This is a genomic window from Mesopusillimonas faecipullorum, assembly GCF_020539505.1.
Taxonomy (GTDB): Bacteria; Pseudomonadota; Gammaproteobacteria; order Burkholderiales; family Burkholderiaceae_B; genus Mesopusillimonas; species Mesopusillimonas faecipullorum.
Window position 1 is genome coordinate 180,108 of record NZ_JACDXW010000004.1, and the last position, 14,222, is coordinate 194,329.

Annotated in this window: 8 protein-coding genes; 7 read left to right on the forward strand and 1 reads right to left on the reverse strand. The window is 57.4% G+C overall.

Features of this window, described 5'->3' with window-relative positions; genetic code table 11:
* Positions 1 to 7 precede the first annotated feature (7 nt).
* From nuoL to H0484_RS09200, 4 genes are all read left to right on the forward strand, one after another.
* Entirely contained in the window at positions 8 to 2,014 is a 2,007-nt protein-coding gene (nuoL, locus tag H0484_RS09185; RefSeq protein WP_255644721.1) for an NADH-quinone oxidoreductase subunit L, read from the forward strand.
* A gap of 11 nt (positions 2,015 to 2,025) precedes the next feature.
* On the forward strand, positions 2,026 to 3,513 hold the full coding sequence (locus H0484_RS09190; protein WP_226954278.1) for an NADH-quinone oxidoreductase subunit M: 1,488 nt from the start codon (positions 2,026 to 2,028) through the stop codon (positions 3,511 to 3,513).
* A 12-nt stretch (positions 3,514 to 3,525) separates the two neighbouring features.
* Complete coding sequence (gene nuoN / locus H0484_RS09195) at positions 3,526 to 5,010, forward strand: NADH-quinone oxidoreductase subunit NuoN (RefSeq protein ID WP_226954279.1); 1,485 nt, start codon at positions 3,526 to 3,528, stop codon at positions 5,008 to 5,010.
* 196 nt (positions 5,011 to 5,206) lie between these two features.
* A complete protein-coding gene (locus H0484_RS09200) occupies positions 5,207 to 5,539 on the forward strand; it encodes a DUF2818 family protein (RefSeq protein WP_390624828.1) in 333 nt (110 codons plus the stop codon).
* A 102-nt stretch (positions 5,540 to 5,641) separates the two neighbouring features.
* On the opposite strand, the gene H0484_RS09205 is transcribed toward H0484_RS09200, so the two are convergent.
* Complete coding sequence (locus H0484_RS09205) at positions 5,642 to 7,933, reverse strand: NADP-dependent malic enzyme (protein WP_226954280.1); 2,292 nt, start codon at positions 7,931 to 7,933, stop codon at positions 5,642 to 5,644.
* A 489-nt stretch (positions 7,934 to 8,422) separates the two neighbouring features.
* Here H0484_RS09205 and H0484_RS09210 point away from each other — a divergent pair, with 489 nt between their 5' ends.
* The 3 genes from H0484_RS09210 (at position 8,423) to lpdA (ending at position 14,118) form a co-directional block, all read left to right on the forward strand.
* On the forward strand, positions 8,423 to 11,299 hold the full coding sequence (locus tag H0484_RS09210; protein WP_226954281.1) for a 2-oxoglutarate dehydrogenase E1 component: 2,877 nt from the start codon (positions 8,423 to 8,425) through the stop codon (positions 11,297 to 11,299).
* A 24-nt stretch (positions 11,300 to 11,323) separates the two neighbouring features.
* Positions 11,324 to 12,532, forward strand: a complete 1,209-nt coding sequence (gene odhB / locus H0484_RS09215) for a 2-oxoglutarate dehydrogenase complex dihydrolipoyllysine-residue succinyltransferase (RefSeq protein ID WP_226954282.1) — start codon at positions 11,324 to 11,326, stop codon at positions 12,530 to 12,532.
* A 158-nt stretch (positions 12,533 to 12,690) separates the two neighbouring features.
* Positions 12,691 to 14,118 (forward strand): dihydrolipoyl dehydrogenase, encoded by a 1,428-nt coding sequence (lpdA, locus tag H0484_RS09220; RefSeq protein ID WP_226954283.1) that lies wholly within the window; start codon positions 12,691 to 12,693, stop codon positions 14,116 to 14,118.
* The last annotated feature ends 104 nt before the right edge of the window (positions 14,119 to 14,222 follow it).

The following is a 14,222-nucleotide window of genomic DNA, read 5'->3' on the forward strand; positions in this document are numbered from 1 at the left end:
ACTGATTATGGACGCAACCAGTCTTTACCTGCTCATTGCGCTGGCTCCGTTGGCCGGCGCGCTTATCACCGGCTTGTTCGGTACCGGCTTTCTGGGCCGATTCGTATGCCGCCGCTGTGCACATGTCATTACCATCCTGGGCGTATTGATTTCGCTTGTGGGTTCGGTGGTCGTGCTGTTCCAAGTATTGGGCGGCCAGACTTTCGACGGCAACGTCTACACCTGGAATGCCATCGGCAATATCGAGATCTCTATCGGCTTCTTGATTGACCCCTTGTCGGCGTTGATGATGGTGGTGGTCACCTCGGTGTCGCTGATGGTGCACATCTACACCATAGGCTATATGGCCGACGACCCCGGCTACCAGCGCTTCTTCTCTTATATTTCGCTGTTCACGTTCTCCATGCTGATGCTGGTCATGTCCAACAACATGCTCCAGTTGTTCTTCGGCTGGGAGGCTGTCGGCTTGGTTTCCTACCTGCTGATCGGCTTCTGGTACACCAAGCCCACGGCGATCTTCGCCAACATGAAGGCCTTCCTGATCAACCGCGTGGGTGACTTTGGTTTCATTCTGGGCATCGGTCTGTTGTTCGCCTATGTCGGCAGCATGCACTACGGTGACGTCTTCGCTCAGGCCGATAAACTGGGTGGCATGATTTTCCCGGGTACTGACTGGCAATTGCTGACCGTGGCTTGTATTGCGCTGTTCGTGGGTGCCATGGGTAAGTCGGCGCAGGTGCCTTTGCACAGCTGGTTGCCTGACTCCATGGAAGGCCCCACGCCCATTTCCGCTCTGATTCACGCCGCAACCATGGTGACGGCGGGTATTTTCATGGTGGCGCGCTTTTCGCCGCTCTTCGAATTGTCCTCGACGGCGCTGGCTTTCGTGATCGTCATTGGTGCAATCGGCGCGCTGTTCCTGGGTATCCTGGGTATCATCCAAACCGACATCAAGCGCGTCGTGGCTTACTCCACGCTGTCGCAGTTGGGTTATATGACAGTGGCTTTGGGCGCTTCGGCCTATTCGGTGGCCATTTTCCACCTGATGACGCATGCGTTCTTTAAAGCCTTGCTGTTCTTGGCTGCTGGTTCCGTCATCATAGGCATGCATCACGACCAAGACATCCGCAATATGGGTGGGCTGCGCAAGTACATGCCCATTACCTGGATCACCTTCTTGATAGGCACGCTGGCCTTGGTAGGCACCCCGTTCTTCTCGGGCTTCTATTCCAAAGAGATGGTTATCGAGGCGGCTGGTGCGGCTAATGTGTGGGGTGCAAATTTTGCGTATTACTCCACCCTGATCGGTGTGTTCGTCACCTCGCTGTACTCCTTCCGGGTGTACTTCCTGGTGTTCCATGGCAAGCCGCGTTTCGACGAGCATCCTCAGCATGGTCACGATGCGCACGGCCACGACGACCATCATCACGGCGGTACGCCACACGAGTCGCCATGGGTTGTTACCTTGCCGCTGGTCTTGCTGGCAATTCCATCCATCATCGCCGGTGCCTGGCTGGTCAATCCCTTGCTGTTCGGCGATTACTTCAACGGCATCATCACCGTGCTGCCTCAGCATCCGGCCATGGCCGAGCTGGCTTCGCACTGGCATGGCTGGGTTGCCTACGCCCTGCACGGCTTTGTTACCGTCCCGTTCTGGCTGATGGTGGCAGGTTTGGTCGTGGCTTGGTATTGCTACCTTATCAATCCCAAAGTGCCTGCGGCTGTTCAGCGCAGCCTCTCCGGTGTTAATACCGTGCTCGAAAACAAGTACTACGTCGACTGGGTCAACGAGCAGATCATCTGCCGTGCGGCACGCTGCCTGGGCGTTGGCCTCTGGAAGGGCGGTGACCGCGGCTTGATCGACGGTGTGTTGGTTAACGGCAGCGCACGTGTCGTCGGTTGGGTGGCTGCTGTCAGCCGTCACCTGCAGTCCGGCTACATCTACCACTATGCCTTTGCAATGATTCTGGGCATCTTGGCTTTCCTTACCTTTCTCGTGCTGACGGTGTACTGATGGCTAGCGATATGGCGTCTTCAACTTTCCCCTGGCTGACACTGTCCATCTTCGTGCCCATCGTGGCAGGTTTGTTGGTGCTGGTGTTGGGCCGCGACGATAAACCTGGTTTCACACGGGTGCTGGCCTTGGTCGGTTCCATAGCCGGTTTCTTGGTAACCTTGCCGCTGTACATGGGGTTCAATGCCCAGACTGCGGCGATGCAATTCGAAGAAAAGGCTTCTTGGATAGAGAGCCTGTCCGTCAATTACCACCTGGGCATAGACGGCATCTCGTTGTGGTTTGTGCTGCTGACCGCCTTCATCACCATCATCGTGGTGTTGGCCGGCTGGCAGGTCATCACCAAGCGTGTCGCGCAATACATGGCGGCCTTCCTGATTCTATCGGGGTTGATGGTCGGTGTATTTGCGGCGCTTGACGGCTTGCTGTTTTACATATTCTTCGAAGCCACGCTGATACCGATGTATTTGATCATCGGTGTTTGGGGTGGGCCCAACCGTGTTTATGCGGCCTTCAAGTTTTTCTTGTATACGCTGCTGGGCTCTCTGCTTACCCTGATTGCCTTCATCTATCTCTGGAACGCTTCCGGCGGCTCTTTCGATATCCAGACTTGGCACAAACTGCCGCTGGCGTTCGAACCTCAAGTGCTGATCTTCCTGGCGTTGTTTGCAGCTTTTGCCGTGAAGGTGCCCATGTGGCCGGTGCATACCTGGTTGCCGGACGCCCACGTCGAAGCGCCAACCGGAGGCTCGGTGGTGCTGGCAGCCATCATGCTCAAGCTGGGCGCCTATGGCTTCCTGCGTTTCTCCCTGCCTATTGCCCCCGACGCCTCTCATAGTTTGGCCGGCTTGATGATCGCCTTGTCGCTCATCGCCGTCATCTATATCGGCTTGGTCGCGATCATCCAGGAAGACATGAAAAAGCTGGTGGCCTATTCTTCGGTCGCTCACATGGGTTTCGTCACCCTGGGCTTTTTCCTCTTTAACACGGCCGGTCTCGAAGGCGCCATCGTACAGATGGTTTCTCACGGCTTCGTGTCGGGTGCCATGTTTCTGTGTATAGGCGTGCTGTACGACCGTATGCACACCCGCCGCATCGCCGACTATGGTGGCGTGGTTAACGTCATGCCTCGTTTTGTCACCTTCTTTGTGCTGTTCTCTTTGGCCAACAGCGGTTTGCCGGCGACCAGCGGTTTCGTGGGTGAGTTCACGGTCATCATGGGCGCTGTCGAATACAACTTCTGGATTGGTTTGCTGACCGCGACCGCCTTGATTCTGGGCGCTGCTTATTCGCTCTGGATGCTTAAGCGCGTCGCCTTTGGCGATATCCAGAACGAGGAAGTGCGCTCCATGCCCGACCTCAGCTCGCGCGAGTTCTTTATCCTTTCCGTGATGGCGTTGCTGGTGCTGTACATGGGTATCCATCCCAAGCCATTTACCGATGTCATGCACGTCTCGGTCGAGGCTTTGCTGCAACACGTCTCCATCTCGAAACTGTAAGCCGGAAACACTATGCCTAATCCATTCGACTTCGCACTGGCACTGCCCGAGATACTGCTTTTGGTGTTCGCCGTCGGCGTCTTGCTCATCGATGCGTTTTCCGGCACGGCAAACCGTCGCACGACTTTCGGGCTGACGCTGCTGTCTTTGGCTGTGCTGACAGCAGTCAGCCTGTGGCAATGGAGCGAGGGCGTGCAGGGGAGTACCTTCCATGGTCTGTACGTTGCCGATTCGCTGTCTCATTTCCTCAAGATCACCTCGTATATTGCTGTAGCGGTTACCTTGCTTTATGGCCGAGCCTACGCCGAGCAGCGCGACATGCTTGGCAATGGCGGCGAGTTCTACACCTTGGCGCTGTTTGCATTGCTGGGCCAAATGGTAATGATCTCGGCCAACAACCTGTTGTCGGTATACCTGGGCCTCGAACTCATGTCTCTGGCGCTGTATGCGCTGGTGGCGGTGCGCCGCGATCATCTGCCGGCGGTTGAGTCGGCCATGAAGTACTTCGTACTGGGAAGTCTGGCCTCGGGCGTTATGTTGTACGGTGTGTCCATGTTGTATGGCGCATCGGGTACGCTCGACCTTAGCCTAATGGCACAAGCCATAGAGGCCGGTCAAATCAACGGTTTGGCCATGGCCTTCGGCGTCGTGTTTGTGGTGGCCGGCCTGGCGTTCAAATTGGGTGCGGTACCTTTCCACATGTGGGTTCCCGACGTCTATCAGGGCGCTCCCACGGCTGTCACTTTGGTGGTGGCCGCGGCACCCAAGCTGGCAGCGTTCGCCATGATATTGCGTGTGCTTATCGATGGCCTGAACGGCTTGGCGCTCGAGTGGCAACCCATGCTGCTGATCATGGCGGTGTTGTCGCTGGTCATTGGTAACCTGACTGCCATCATGCAAACCAACTTCAAGCGCATGTTGGCTTATTCCACCATCTCCCATACGGGTTTCGTGCTGTTGGGGTTGTTGGCGGGTGTGGTCGAAGGGCAGGCCGCTGTAAACGAGCAAGCCTATGGCGCTGCGATGTTCTACATGGTCATCTATGTACTGACGACGCTGGCTACTTTTGGCTTGATTCTGCTGCTTAGTGCCAAGGGTTTCGAGTGCGACAAGATTTCCGATCTCAAGGGTCTGAATCAGCGTAATCCCGTGTTGGCCGGTGTCGTGCTGCTGTCCATGTTCTCGCTGGCCGGCATTCCACCCTTGGCTGGTTTTTATGCCAAGCTGGCGGTGTTGCAAGCCTTGATAGAGGCAGGTTATCTCTGGATAGCCGTGGTGGCTGTCATGATGTCCCTGATCGGGGCCTTCTACTACCTGCGCGTTGTCAAAGTGGTCTACTTTGACGAGCCCGAGGGTGAGGTTCGCCCATTGGCCATGGGTATTCTGCCCAGCGGTGTGTTGTCTTTGAATGGTCTGCTGCTCTTGGTGCTTGGGATACTGCCCGGTGGCTTGATGGCTTTGTGCATACAGGCCATCCAACAGTCCTTAGGGTTCTAAGTCCGTGGCGCAAACCCAGGCGGTCTGGCTGCTTATTGGCTTGGCTCTGCTTAGCGCAGGCCTGCCTTTCTGGTTGCAGCGGCCACTGGTTTGCATGCCGTGGAGTCATGCGATAGCGCCGGGCAGGCCCGCTTGGCAGCGTGTCTTTGTGTCGGTTTTGCACTGGGCTGTGCTGGCGCTTTGGGCCTGGATGGCGATGGCCTGGATAGGCCATAGTCTTGCCGCTTCCAGCCTTGCCTTGGCTGCGCGTATTTTGTTGTTGCTGTTGATCTTGGCCGGGCTTTTATTGTGGCCGGGTTATCAGTGGCAATGGCGTGCGCATCCAGCCAAGTCGTTTGTCTCCCGACTGCTGGAAACCATAGTCTTGTATTGCCTCGTGGGCGTCTTGGGCGTGGCATTCGAGACACAGTTAGGCAATCCCTTTCCTCAGGGATGGGAGTTCTACGCTATTACGCTGTGCCTGTATCTGGTGTTGGCGTTTCCCGGTTTCGTTTACCGCTATCTGCTCAGGCATCGACCACGCGCCTGAGCTTGCCGCACTATCAAGTAAGCTTGGCTGCCGCCTAGCCACCCAACAAAAAACCCTCTGACTCCCTTTTGGGGAGCAGAGGGTTTTTGCATGGGCTAACAATTAGCCTTGTTCGGCTTCTTGTTGAGCGTCTACGACGGCCAGAGCAGTCATGTTGACGATGCGGCGTACCGTGGCGCTAGTGGTAAGAATGTGCACGGGCCGGGCTGCGCCCAGCAAGATCGGGCCCATGGCTACCCCATTGCTACCCGTCATCTTCAGCATGTTGTAGGTAACGTTACCGGTATCCAGGTTGGGCGTGATCAGCAGATTGGCGGGGCCGCGCAAGCTGGTATCTGGAAACGCCTTGACGCGGATTTTCTCGGACAGGGCAGCGTCGGCGTGCATTTCGCCGTCGACCTCCAGGTGGGGGGCGCGCTGAGAAATGAGTTCTCTTGCTTGAGCCATTTTGCGGGAAGAGGCTGTGCTGCGGCTTCCGAAGTTGGAGTGCGAGAGCAGCGCGATCTTCGGGGTTACACCGAAGCGCATCATTTCTTGTGCCGCTTGTATGGTCATGTCGGCGATCTGATCGGCATCGGGGTCTTCGTTGACGTGCGTATCGCAGATGAAGAGCGTCTGGTTGGGCAGCATCAAGACATTCATGGCGGCATAGGTATGCGCGCCTTCTTTCAGGCCAATCACTTCTTCGACGTACTTGAGCTGGTTGTCGTAGCGGCTGGCGACGCCGCACAACAAAGCGTCGGCATCACCACGTTGCAGCAACATGACGCCGATAAGCGAGTTGTGCTTGCGGACCATGGCCTTGGCAATTTCGGGCGTAATGCCGTGGCGGGCGCGCAATTTGTAATAGCCGCTCCAGGTTTCGTTGAAGCGATCGTCATCTTCGGGGTCGACGATTTCGAAGTCTTTACCGGCCGTCATGCGCAAGCCGGCACGTTGCATACGCATTTCTATGACGGAAGGGCGGCCCACCAGAATGGGGAAGGCAATTTTTTCATCGACTACAGTTTGCGCAGCACGCAGTACCCGTTCGTCTTCGCCATCGGCGTAAATGACTCGCTTGGGCGCCTGCTTGGCCTGTTTGTACAAGGGGCGCATGAGTTGGCCCGAGTGATACACCATGGCCATGAGCTTTTGCCGGTAGGCCTCGAAGTCTTCTATGGGGCGGCTTGCGACGCCTGAATCCATGGCGGCTTGAGCGACGGCGGGTGCGATTTCGAGGATCAGGCGAGGGTCGAAAGGCTTGGGGATGATGTATTCAGGGCCAAAGCTGAGGTCCTGGCCTGCATAGGCATTGGCGACTTCATCATTTTGTTCCGCTTCGGCCAAGGCGGCGATGGCCCTCACGCAAGCCAGCTTCATTTCTTCGTTGATGACGGTGGCACCGACATCCAGCGCACCGCGGAAGATGAAGGGGAAGCACAGAACGTTATTGACTTGGTTGGGGTAGTCGGAACGGCCTGTGGCGATGACGCAGTCTGGGCGGGCTGCCTTGGCGACTTCGGGGCGGATCTCGGGCTCTGGGTTGGCCAGGGCAAGAATCAATGGCTTGGCCGCCATGCTTTTAACCATATCGGCCGAGAGAACGCCGGGGGCCGAGCAGCCCAGGAAAACGTCGGCGTCACGGCATACGTCGGCCAAGGTGCGCGCTTCTGTTTTTTGAGCGTAGTAGGCCTTGGTGGGCTCCATATTGGCTTCACGGCCTTCCCAGATAACGCCGCGCGAGTCGACAACATAAATGCTTTCGCGGGGCATGCCCAGGCTGACCAGCAAGTTAAGGCAGGCGATGGCTGCCGCACCGGCACCCGAGCACACCAATTTGACTTGCTTGATGTCTTTTCCTACGACTTTCAGGCCATTAAGGATGGCTGCTGAAGAAATAATAGCCGTGCCGTGCTGGTCATCATGGAAGACCGGTATTTTCATGCGTTCGCGCAGCTTCTTTTCTATATAGAAGCATTCTGGCGCTTTGATGTCTTCAAGGTTGACACCGCCCAGTGTGGGCTCCAGGGCAGCAATAATGTCTACCAGTTTGTCAGGATCGTTTTCGGCGAGCTCAATGTCGAAAACATCGATGCCGGCGAATTTCTTGAACAGGCAGCCTTTGCCTTCCATGACAGGTTTGGCCGCGAGTGGCCCGATATTGCCTAGACCAAGTACCGCGGTGCCGTTGGTAATGACGCCTACCAAGTTGGCGCGCGAGGTGTACATGGCAGCTGCGCCATCGCCCCCTTCGTAGATCGCCATGCTGGCTACGGCAACCCCTGGGGAGTAAGCAAGCGAGAGGTCGTCTTGATTGGCAAGCGTTTTGGTGGGCGTGACCGAGATCTTGCCGGGCGTTGGCGACGCATGGTAGTCCAGTGCCAGCTTTGAAAGATCGGCGTTGGCGTTCATGATGGAAAAGGCTCCTGAAACAAACGAATGGCGATTAGAAAAACTGAAATAAAAGAAGAGGGCCGGGCTCGCCTGGCCCGGCTTGCGCGGGGTCCCGGACGGTGTTTGGCAATAGCCGTACAAGCCACATAATCGACAAGTGTAATGCGAAGCGGCGATACATGTTGCTTGTGCGATGCAGCAATTTTTTAGTTGGATAGCCGCTGAGGGATCGCACTCCTTGACAGGAGTCCAGTCGTGCAAAGCTAAGGAATAAGCGGGTTTTGAATAGGGTGTCAGGATTCACCCACGCTTTGACGGTTTTTTACTGAGCTGGGCGGGCTTTACCGTTACATGATTTTTTTTTGTGGGTATACTAGTTGGATACGGCTTTTAGTAAGGCGTACGTTGCCTTCTGCTCCGCTATCCGCTAACCGGTCTGGCCGTGTCGCGGAAGGTTGTCCTGCATCAAAACGAGTGAGACACTCGGTAAGGTGAAGCGTAAAAAATATGTCATCAGAAACTGAACTTCTTTCTACCTCCTATCTGTTTGGTAGCAATGCCCCCTACGTAGAGGAACTCTACGAGTCCTACCTCGAGAACCCAGGCTCCATCCCCGAGCGCTGGCGCGATTATTTCGATCAGCTGCAGCATCAGCCGGCAACCGACGGTCAGGAAACCACGCGTGATCAAGCTCACGCTCCCATCATCGAGTCTTTCGCTCAACGCGCCCGCGCCAATGCTTTCGTTGCCCGTGGTGGCAGCCAGCAGGTCGACCTCAGCGTTGCAAGCAAGCAGGTCTCGGTTCAGTCGCTGATCGCCGCCTACCGTTCGCTAGGCGTACGTGTTGCCGACCTCGACCCCTTAAAGCGCCAAGAGCGTCCGGTCATCCCCGAGCTCGATCCCGCTTTCTACGGCCTGACCGAAGCCGACCTTGATCAGGTTTATTCGGCCACCAATACTTATTTCACCAAAGCCGACACCATGAGCATGCGAGACATGCTCAAGGCTTTGCGCGACACTTATTGCCGCAGCGTCGGCGCCGAGTTCATGCATATCTCCGATCCCGCCGCCAAGCGTTGGATCCAAGAGCGTCTTGAGTCCAGCTCCGGTGTGCCGGCATTCTCGCCAGAACGCAAGCGTCACGTGTTGCAGCAACTCACCGAGGCTGAAGGCCTCGAGCGTTTCCTGCACACCAAGTATGTAGGCCAAAAGCGCTTCTCGCTGGAAGGTGGTGAAAGCTTCATCGCTTCCATGGACGAGCTGGTCAACCATGCCGGCGAAAGCGGTGTACAAGAGATCGTCGTGGGCATGGCCCACCGTGGTCGCTTGAATATGTTGGTCAACATCATGGGCAAGATGCCCGCCGACCTGTTCGCCGAGTTCGAAGGCAAGTATGCCCAAACGCTCACCGACGGCGACGTCAAATATCACAACGGCTTCTCTAGCGATCTTTCCACGCGCGGCGGCCCCGTCCACCTGTCGCTGGCTTTCAACCCTTCGCACCTTGAAATCGTCAACCCTGTGGTCGAGGGCAGCGTGCGCGCTCGCCAAGACCGTCGCGGCGACGAAAACGGCACCGAAGTGCTGCCCGTGCTGGTGCACGGCGATGCGGCTTTCGCCGGCCAAGGCGTGGTCATGGAAACCCTCAATCTGGCCCAGACTCGCGGCTACGGTACGGGCGGTACGGTTCACCTCGTCATCAACAACCAAATTGGTTTTACCACCTCCGACCCTCGCGACACGCGTTCCACGCTGTATTGCACCGACGTCGCCAAGATGATCGAGGCACCGGTGTTCCACGTGAATGGCGACGACCCCGAAGCCGTGGTCTACGTCACCCAACTGGCCCTGGATTATCGTCGTGAATTCCACCACGATGTGGTCGTCGATATCGTCTGCTTCCGCAAACTGGGTCACAACGAGCAAGACACCCCTTCGCTGACTCAGCCTCTGATGTACAAGCGCATTGGCCAGCATCCCGGCACGCGCAAGCTGTACGCCGACAAGCTGGTCGCTCAAGGCATTCTGGCCGAAGGCGAGGCCGACGAGCTCGTCAAGGGCTATCGTCAGTTGATGGAAGACGGTCGCCGCACGGTCGAACCCGTGCTCACCGACTACAAGAACAAGTACGCCACCGACTGGAAGCCTTTCCTGAATGCCAAATGGACAGATCATGCTGACACCGGTGTGCCTCTCGCCGAACTCACTCGTATCGGCGAGCGTCTGACCACCGTACCTGAAAGCTTCACCGTGCATCCACTGGTAGAGCGTCTGCTGAACGACCGCCGTAAAATGGCGCGCGGCGAACAGCGTCTCGATTGGGGTATGGGCGAGCACCTGGGTTTTGCCACCCTGGTGGCTTCGGGCTACACCATCCGCATTACGGGTCAAGACTCCGGTCGTGGTACGTTTACCCACCGCCATGCCGTGTTGCACGATCAAAAGCGCGACCGCTGGAACGACGGTACCTACATTCCGCTGCAGAATGTCTCCGACACCCAGGCTCCGTTTACGGTAATCGACTCGGTGCTCTCCGAAGAAGCCGTGCTGGGTTTTGAATACGGTTATGCAACGGCCGAGCCCAACACGCTTACCATTTGGGAAGCTCAGTTCGGCGACTTCGTCAACGGCGCACAAGTGGTCATTGACCAATTCATCTCGGCCGGCGAAGCCAAGTGGGGCCGTCAGTGTGGTTTGGTCATGATGCTGCCGCACGGTTACGAAGGCCAGGGCCCCGAGCACTCATCGGGTCGCATCGAGCGCTTCTTGCAGCTGTGTGCCGATAACAATATGCAAGTGGTTCAGCCTACGAACGCATCGCAGATCTTCCACGTCTTGCGTCGTCAGATGATCCGTCCTTTCCGCAAGCCGCTGGTGATCTTCACACCTAAGTCGCTGTTGCGCCATAAAGATGCCACTTCGCCCTTGCAAGATTTGGCAGATGGCCATTTCGAGCTGGTGATCGGCGAACAGAACGCCGAGATCAATCCCGCCGAAGTCAAGCGCGTACTGGTATGTTCTGGCCGTGTGTATTACGACTTGCTGAATGCCCGCAACGAAGGCCAGCGTGGCGATGTTGCCATCCTGCGCGTCGAGCAGCTCTATCCTTTCGGCCACAAGGCCTTCCAGGCTGAACTGCAAAAATACCCCAACGCCAAGGAAATCATCTGGGTGCAAGATGAACCTCAGAACCAGGGTCCTTGGTTCTACATCCAGCATCACTTGTACGAGAACATGGCCGAAGGGCAGCGTCTGGGTTATGCCGGTCGTCCCGCGTCGGCTTCTCCCGCCGTCGGCTACATGGCCAAGCACCTTGAACAGCTGCGCAATATGCTGGAGCAGGCCTTCGCGCCTAAGTTCAAGGGCTTTACGCTGCTCAAGTAACCCCTATTCATCACGGAAAACAACATGGCAATCATTGAAGTCCTCGTCCCCCAGCTTTCCGAATCCATTTCGGAAGCCACTTTGCTCACCTGGAAAAAGCAGCCTGGCCAGGCTGTGGAAGTTGACGAGATCCTCATCGAGGTCGAAACCGACAAGGTCGTACTCGAAGTGCCGGCACCTTCTGCGGGTGTCTTGACCGAGATCGTTAAGGCTGACGGCAGCACCGTTACCTCCGGCGAAGTCCTGGCCCGTATTGACTCCGCCGCGCAAGCCAGTGCTGCGCCGGCAGCGGCTGCACCGGTAGCTGAAGCAGCACCTGCAGCTGCCGCGGCGCCCGTTAGCGCATCCGCTGCGGGTGTCGCGTCTCCTGCCGCAGCCAAAATTCTGGCTGAGAAAGGCGTAGATCCTTCCTCCGTCGACGGCTCGGGCCGTGGTGGTCGCGTTACCAAGGCTGACGCCCAGGGCGCAAAGGCTGGTGGCGCCGCTGCCAAGCCTGCCGCACCGGTTGCACCTCCTACGCTCTCGCTCGACGGTCGCCCCGAGCAGCGCGTACCCATGAGCCGCTTGCGTGCCCGTGTTGCCGAGCGTCTGTTGCAGTCTCAACAAGAGAACGCCATCCTGACGACCTTCAACGAGGTCAACATGAAGGCGATCATGGATTTGCGCAACGCCTACAAAGACAAGTTCGAGAAAGAGCACGGCGTCAAGCTGGGCTTCACCTCTTTCTTTGTCAAGGCTGCTGTAGCCGCGCTCAAAAAGTATCCCATCGTCAACGCTTCCGTTGATGGCAAGGACATCATCTATCACGGCTACTTCGATATCGGTATTGCCGTGGGTAGCCCGCGTGGCTTGGTTGTGCCCATCCTGCGTAACGCCGATCAGCTTTCCATCGCTGATATCGAGAAGCAGATCGCCGACTTCGGCGCCCGCGCCCGCGACGGTAAGCTGACGCTCGAAGAGCTCACCGGTGGCACGTTCTCCATCTCCAACGGCGGCGTGTTCGGCTCCATGTTGTCCACCCCCATCATCAACCCACCGCAGTCGGCTATTCTCGGCATTCACGCTACCAAAGAGCGTCCTGTCGTCGAGAACGGTCAGATCGTCATCCGCCCGATGAACTATCTGGCCATGTCCTATGACCACCGCATCATCGACGGCCGTGAAGCTGTGCTGGCGCTGGTAGCCATGAAGGAAGCCCTGGAAGATCCTCAGCGTTTGCTGTTGGATCTGTAAACCGACGCGCCGGTGTGGCGCTGCGCTGACGCTTCATCGCGTGCAAGCACGGATGTTCAGGCGCCGCACCGGGCCGCTGTTCATATTGGGGCAGCGGCCTTTTTATTAGAACTTCAGACGGCTGTCTTCTGGCAGTCGCGCTAAAAGAGTACAAAGTCATGGCTAAACAATTTGACGTAGTAGTAATCGGTGCCGGCCCCGGCGGGTACATCGCCGCCATTCGCGCCGCCCAACTGGGTTTCTCGGTTGCGTGCATAGACGCTTGGTCTAACGCAGAAGGCAAGGCTGCCCCGGGCGGCACCTGCACCAACGTGGGTTGCATCCCCTCCAAGGCGCTGCTGCAGTCGTCCGAGCATTACGAGCAAGCCCAGCACCACTTTGCTGAGCACGGCATCGAGGTCAAAGGCCTGGGTCTTAAGCTCGACACGCTCGTGGGCCGCAAAGACACCGTGGTCAAACAAAACAACGACGGCATTCTCTACCTGTTCAAGAAAAACAAGGTCACGTTCTTCCATGGTACGGGTGCCCTGAATGCGCACGTGGATGGCGGTTGGTCGATTTTGGTGTCCGGCGCCAGCGAAGAAGAGCTCATCGCCAAGCACGTCGTCATCGCTACCGGTTCTTCGCCCCGCGAACTGCCCGGCCTGCCGTTCGATGAAAAACGCGTGCTTTCCAACGCCGGCGCACTCAGCCTGAGTGCTGTGCCCAAGAAACTGGGTGTTATCGGTGCTGGCGTGATCGGCCTGGAACTGGGCAGCGTATGGCGCCGTTTGGGTGCTGAAGTGACCGTGCTCGAAGCCATGCCCGATTTCCTGCCGGCAGCCGACCAGCAAGTCGCCAAAGAAGCCCATAAAGCTTTCACCAAGCAAGGCTTGGCGATCCAAACTGGCGTCAAGATTGGCGAAGCCAAGGCTTCGGCCCGTTCCGTCACGGTGCCTTACACCGATGCTAGCGGTGCAGAGCAAAGCCTGGTTGTCGATCACCTTATCGTGTCTATCGGTCGCGTGCCTCACACCGTAGGCCTGGGTGCCGAAAAAGTCGGCCTCAAGCTGGACGAGCGCGGTTTTATCGCCATTGACGACGACTGCCGTACCAACCTGCCCAATGTCTGGGCCGTTGGCGACGTCGTGCGTGGCCCCATGCTGGCTCACAAGGCCGAAGAAGAGGGCGTTGCCGTGGCAGAACGTATTGCCGGCCAGCACGGTCACGTCAACTACGGCACGATCCCCAGCGTCATCTACACCTCGCCCGAAATCGCTTGGGTGGGTCGCAACGAGCAGCAACTCAAGACCGCAGGCGTCGAGTACAAAGCAGGCAGCTTCCCGTTCTTGGCCAATGGCCGTGCACGTGCCTTGGGTGATACCACCGGTTTCGTCAAAGTGCTGGCTGATGCCAAAACCGACGAAGTCCTGGGTGTACATATCGTTGGCCCGCTGGCATCCGAGTTGATCGCCGAAGCCGTCACCATCATGGAGTTCCGTGGTGCGGCCGAAGATATTGCTCGTATTTGCCATGCCCACCCCACGCTGTCCGAGTCCCTGAAAGAAGCCGCTTTGGCTGTCGACAAACGCAGCTTGAACTTCTAATGAAGGCTGAGCCCACCAAGCCTGCCTTAAGCACGGTACGGCCTGGTGGTGCCAATGTGTAGCCGCGCGCAGCCAATGCTAAGCCTGGCGGCATATTGAAAAGA